The 1,145-nt window shown below is 65.2% G+C and carries 2 protein-coding genes; both read left to right on the forward strand.

Annotated elements, in window-relative coordinates:
• A partial coding sequence (locus AB1781_11430) for an ATP-binding protein (GenBank protein ID MEW5705177.1) occupies nucleotides 1–623 on the forward strand: 623 nt, incomplete at its 5' end.
• Nucleotides 620–1,033: a hypothetical protein gene (locus AB1781_11435; GenBank protein ID MEW5705178.1), complete on the forward strand. Its 414-nt coding sequence runs from the start codon at nucleotides 620–622 to the stop codon at nucleotides 1,031–1,033. The genes AB1781_11430 and AB1781_11435, both read left to right, overlap by 4 nt.
• Nucleotides 1,034–1,145 lie beyond the last annotated feature (112 nt).

The raw sequence follows: 1,145 nt of genomic DNA on the forward strand, positions 1-1,145 counted from the left end.
CCAAGATCGGACGCTTCAAGCCGCTGGCCGACTTCGACTGGAACTGGCCCAAGAAGATCGATCGCGACTTGATCGAGGATCTCTTCTGCCTCGACTTCATCGCCGAGAACGGCAACGTGGTCCTGGCGGGGCCCAACGGCGTGGGCAAGACACTCATTGCCCAAAACCTCGCCTACCAGGCCGTGCTCAAAGGTCATACCGTCCGCTTCATCACGGCCTCTGAACTGTTGAATGAGCTCGCCGCCCAGGACAGCCCCTCGGCCCTCGCCCGCCGGCTGCGCTGCTTCAGCCGGCCCACGCTGCTCGTCATCGACGAGGTCGGTTACCTTTCCTACAACACCCGCCACGCCGATCTCTTGTTCGACATCGTGAGTCGGCGCCATCAGCAGCGTTCCACCATCATCACCACCAACCGAATATTCTCCGAATGGCACGAAGTCTTCCCCAACGCTAGCTCGGTCGTCGCTCTCATCGATCGCCTGGTCCACAAGGCCGAAGTCGTCACGATCGATGGCGAGTCCTACCGTCTCAAGGAGGCCAAGGAACGCAGCGAGCAGCGCCGCCAAGAACGCGCGGCACGGCGCAAGGCCAAACGGATCAAGAGCAAGGAGCAAGTGCAATGACACGCCCCAAACCGCGCCCGCCACGTCCCGACCTCCTCCGGCAACCCGCCGGATCGTTCGGCTGGCTCGAAGATCAACTCCTCCACCAGGACTGGCTCGCCACCCTCCAACCCCACGGCAGCGCCGTCCTGCTGCTCCTCGCGCTGGCCGCTGACCGTCACGGCGCCTCCTTCTTCAGTCGCGCCCGCATGGCCCGCTGTCTCGCGATGCGCCGCGAAGACCTCGATGGGGCCCTCTCTCGACTCCTCGAGCTTGGCCTCGTCGCTCACCGGCCCTGGCGCCCTGGTGACCCCGATGGTGTCTGGCAACTCCTGCCGCTACCGGGTAAGCCGCACAGCGCCGCTTCGCAACGCAGCGGCACCACCCTCCCCATCGGCGCTGCTCTGCGCGCTCTCGGACTCACTTCCTGAACCCTGCGCCCGCTCGGCCCGCGTCACCGAGCGGGCGCATTCCCTCCACTGCACCGGTTGCTCTCGCGAAGCTTCACCGCCAGATTTCTGCGGAAATCCGTCGCCGACAACA

It is taken from the genome of Pseudomonadota bacterium (assembly GCA_040752895.1).
Classification (GTDB): domain Bacteria; phylum Pseudomonadota; class Alphaproteobacteria.

Bases quoted from the DNA above. Each gene is read 5' to 3' on its own strand.
- AB1781_11435 (MEW5705178.1), top strand. From the start codon at position 620: ATGACACGCCCCAAACCGCGCCCGCCACGTCCCGACCTCCTCCGGCAA.